General features: G+C 64.5%; 2 protein-coding genes. Both read left to right on the top strand.

Features of this window, described 5'->3' with window-relative positions:
- Positions 1 to 855 (top strand): efflux RND transporter periplasmic adaptor subunit (locus tag Q0S71_RS17295; RefSeq protein WP_295998439.1); only part of this gene is annotated, 855 nt, incomplete at its 5' end.
- Positions 856 to 860: 5 nt separating this feature from the next.
- A partial coding sequence (locus Q0S71_RS17300) for an efflux RND transporter permease subunit (RefSeq protein WP_295998442.1) occupies positions 861 to 3812 on the top strand: 2952 nt, incomplete at its 3' end.

The following is a 3812-nucleotide window of genomic DNA, read 5'->3' on the forward strand; positions in this document are numbered from 1 at the left end:
GCCGAAAAACTGTTTGCCGAAAAAGCCATCGCCCAGCGCGAGCTCGACGAAAACACCTCCGGCTTCAAGGAACTCGACGCCAGCGCCCGCGCCGCCGAAGCGCAGTTCGAGAACGCCAAGCTCAACCTCAGCTACACCCGCGTCACCGCGCCGATCTCCGGCCGCGTCGGCAAGGCGGAAATCACGCTGGGCAACCTGATCGATCCGACCACCATCCTCACTTCCGTGGTGTCCGACGACAAGATCTACGCCAGCTTCGACGGCGACGAAGACACCTTCCTGCGCGTCGGCGCGGCCCGCCACCAGGGCCGGAAAGTGGTGGTCCACGTCGGCCTGGCCAACGAAACGGGCTACCCGCACGACGGCGAACTGGAATTCGTCGACAACCAGCTCGACACGCAAACCGGCGCCGTGCGCATGCGCGCCGTGTTCACCAACGCCGACAAGGCGCTCGTGCCCGGCCTGTTCGCGCGCGTCCAGCTCGACGGCGGCAACGGCACCGTGGCCAAAAGCAGCGCGCTGCTGATCAACGACCGCGCCGTGGGCACTGACCAGAACCGCAAGTTCGTCTACATCGTCGGCGCCGACGGCAAGGCCGAGTACCGCATGGTCACGCTGGGCCCGACGATCAACGGCTTGCGCGTGGTGCGCGAGGGCTTGAAGGTCGGCGAAAAAATCGTCGTCAACGGCTTGCAGCGCGTCCACCCCGGCGCGCCGCTGGCGCCGCACATGGTCGCCATGGATTACGACCCGGACGCGCTGGCCACCGACGAAAGTCCCGACGCCAAGCCGGCCGCGCCCGCCAAGTCCGCCAAAGCTGAAACGCAAGCTCCCGCCGCCCCGGCCAAAGGATAATCGCCATGAACTTCTCCCGATTCTTCATCGACAAGCCCATCTTCGCGGGAGTCTTGTCCATCATCATCTTCGTGGCCGGCCTGATCGCCATCCTGAAGTTGCCCGTCGCCGAGTATCCGGACGTGGTGCCGCCATCGGTGGTGGTGCGCGCCCAGTATCCGGGCGCCAATCCGAAAGTGATCGCCGAAACCGTGGCCACGCCGCTGGAGCAGCAAATCAACGGCGTCGACAATATGCTGTATATGTCGTCGCAATCGACGGCCGACGGCAATTTGATGCTGACCGTCACCTTCAAGATCGGCACCAAGGTGTCGCAGGCCGAGACCGACGTGCAGAACCGCGTCCAGCGCGCGCTGCCGCGCCTGCCCGAGGAAGTGCGCCAGATCGGCGTCACCACCGTCAAATCGTCGCCGTCGCTGACGATGGTGGTGCACCTGACCTCGCCCGACAACCGCTACGACGACCAGTATCTGCGCAACTACGCGGTGCTCAACGTCAAGGACCAGCTCGACCGCATCGACGGCATGGGCCAGGTGCAGCTGAACGGTTCCGGCGATTACGCCATGCGCATCTGGCTCGACCCGCTCAAGATCGCCGCCCGCAACATGACCACCGTCGACGTCACCGAGGCCATCCGCGAGCAAAACCTGCAAGTGGCCGGCGGCGCCATCGGCGCCTCGCCATCGAAGGGCAGCCAGTTCCAGCTGACCGTGAACACCCAGGGCCGCCTGCAAACGCCTGAACAGTTCGGCAACATCATCGTCCGCACCAACGCCGACGGCGCCCTGACCCGCTTGCGCGACGTGGCCCGCATCGAACTGGGCGCCGACGCCTACAACCTGCGCGCCCGTCTGGACAACAAGCCGGCCGTCGCCATCGTCATCTTCGAGGCGCCCAACGCCAACGCCCTGCAGATGGCCAACGACGTGCGCAGCCGCATGGAAGAGCTGAAGAAGGATTTCCCGCCCGGCCTGGAATACAGCATCGTCTACGACACCACCCGCTTCGTGCAGGAATCGATCAACGCCGTCATCCACACCCTGCTCGAAGCCATCGCCCTGGTGGTGCTGGTGGTGATCGTGTTCCTGCAAACGTGGCGCGCCTCCATCATCCCGCTGCTGGCCGTTCCCGTTTCCATCGTCGGCACCTTCGCCGTGATGCTCGGTTTCGGTTTCTCGATCAACACGCTGTCGCTGTTCGGCCTGGTGCTCGCCATCGGCATCGTCGTCGATGACGCCATCGTCGTCGTCGAAAACGTGGAACGCAATATCGCCAGCGGCCTCAACCCGCGTGACGCCACCGTCCAAGCCATGAAGGAAGTCAGCGGCCCCATCATCGCCATCGCCCTCGTGCTGTGCGCCGTGTTCGTGCCCATCGCCTTCGTGCCCGGCCTGTCCGGCGAGTTCTACAAGCAGTTCGCGCTGACCATCGCCATCTCGACCGTGATCTCGGCCTTCAGCTCGCTGACCCTGGCGCCGGCCCTGTCGGCCGCGCTGCTCAAATCGCACGACGCGCCCAAGGATGTCGTCACCCGCGCCATCGACTCCGTGTTCGGCCGTTTCTTCGCGGCGTTCAACCGCTTCTTCGGCCGCTCGTCGATCCGCTATGAAAAAGGCGTGCAGGGCACGCTGCGCCGCAAGACCATGTCGGTGGCGGTCTACGCGTTGCTGGCCGTGTGCGCCGGCCTGATGTTCAAGGTGGTGCCGGCCGGCTTCGTGCCGCTGCAAGACAAGGGCTATTTGATCGACATCGCGCAACTGCCCGACGCCGCCACCCTCGACCGTACCGACGCCGTCATCCACCGCATGGGCAAGATCGCCGCGGCCACGCCGGGCGTCAAGGCCGCCGTGCAATTCCCCGGCCTGTCGGTCAACGACTTCACCGCCTCGCCCAGCGCCGGCATCCAGTTCAGCCGCTTGCAGGACTTCGACCAGCGCACCACCAAGGACTTGTCCGGCATGGCCATCGCCGGCGAACTGAACAAGCGCATGGGCGCGATTGAAGACTCCTTCATCCTCGTCGTCCCACCACCACCGGTCAGCGGCCTCGGCACGCTGGGCGGCTTCAAGCTGATGATAGAAGACCGCGGCGCCCTCGGCTACGACGCGCTGTACAAGGCCACCCAGGAACTGCAAAACAAAGCGCGCCAGGCGCCGGAACTGGCGGGCGTGTTCTCCAGCTTCCAGATCAACGTGCCGCAGCTGTACGCCGACATCGACCGCGACAAGGCCAAGCAGCTCGACGTGCCGCTGTCCGTTATCTATCAGACCTTGCAGGTCAATCTTGGTTCCGTCTATGTGAACGATTTCAACCAGTTCGGCCGCACCTATCAGGTCCGGGTCCAGGCCGATGCGCAGTTCCGTTCGCACGCCGAAGACATCGCCACGCTGAAAGTGCGCAGCACCAAGGGTGAGATGGTGCCGCTGTCGTCGCTGATGCGCATCTCGGACAGCTATGGTCCGGACCGCGTGCAGCGCTACAACGCCTATGTTTCGGCCGATTTGAACGGCGGCCCGGCTCCCGGCTACTCGTCCGGCCAGGCCCAGGCCGCGCTGGAAAAGATCGCCAATGAAGTGCTGCCAAAAGGTATCGCCTACGAATGGACCGACCTGACCTACCAGAACATCCTGGCCGGTAACACCATGTTCTATGTGTTCCCGCTGTGCGTGCTGCTGGTGTTCCTGGTGCTGGCCGCCCAGTATGAAAGCTGGACCCTGCCGCTGGCCGTGATCCTGATCGTGCCGATGTCCATACTGTGCGCCCTGATCGGCGTGAAGCTGACCGGCGGCGACAACAACGTCTTCACCCAGATCGCGCTGTTCGTGCTGGTGGGACTGGCGTCGAAGAATGCGATTCTGATCGTCGAGTTCGCCCGTGAACTGGAAGACCACGGCCGCACCATCGTCGCCGCCGCGCTGGAATCGTCGCGTCTGCGTCTGCGTCCGATCTTGATGACG

This window comes from Rugamonas sp. (assembly GCF_025354735.1).
Lineage (GTDB): Bacteria > Pseudomonadota > Gammaproteobacteria > Burkholderiales > Burkholderiaceae_D > Rugamonas.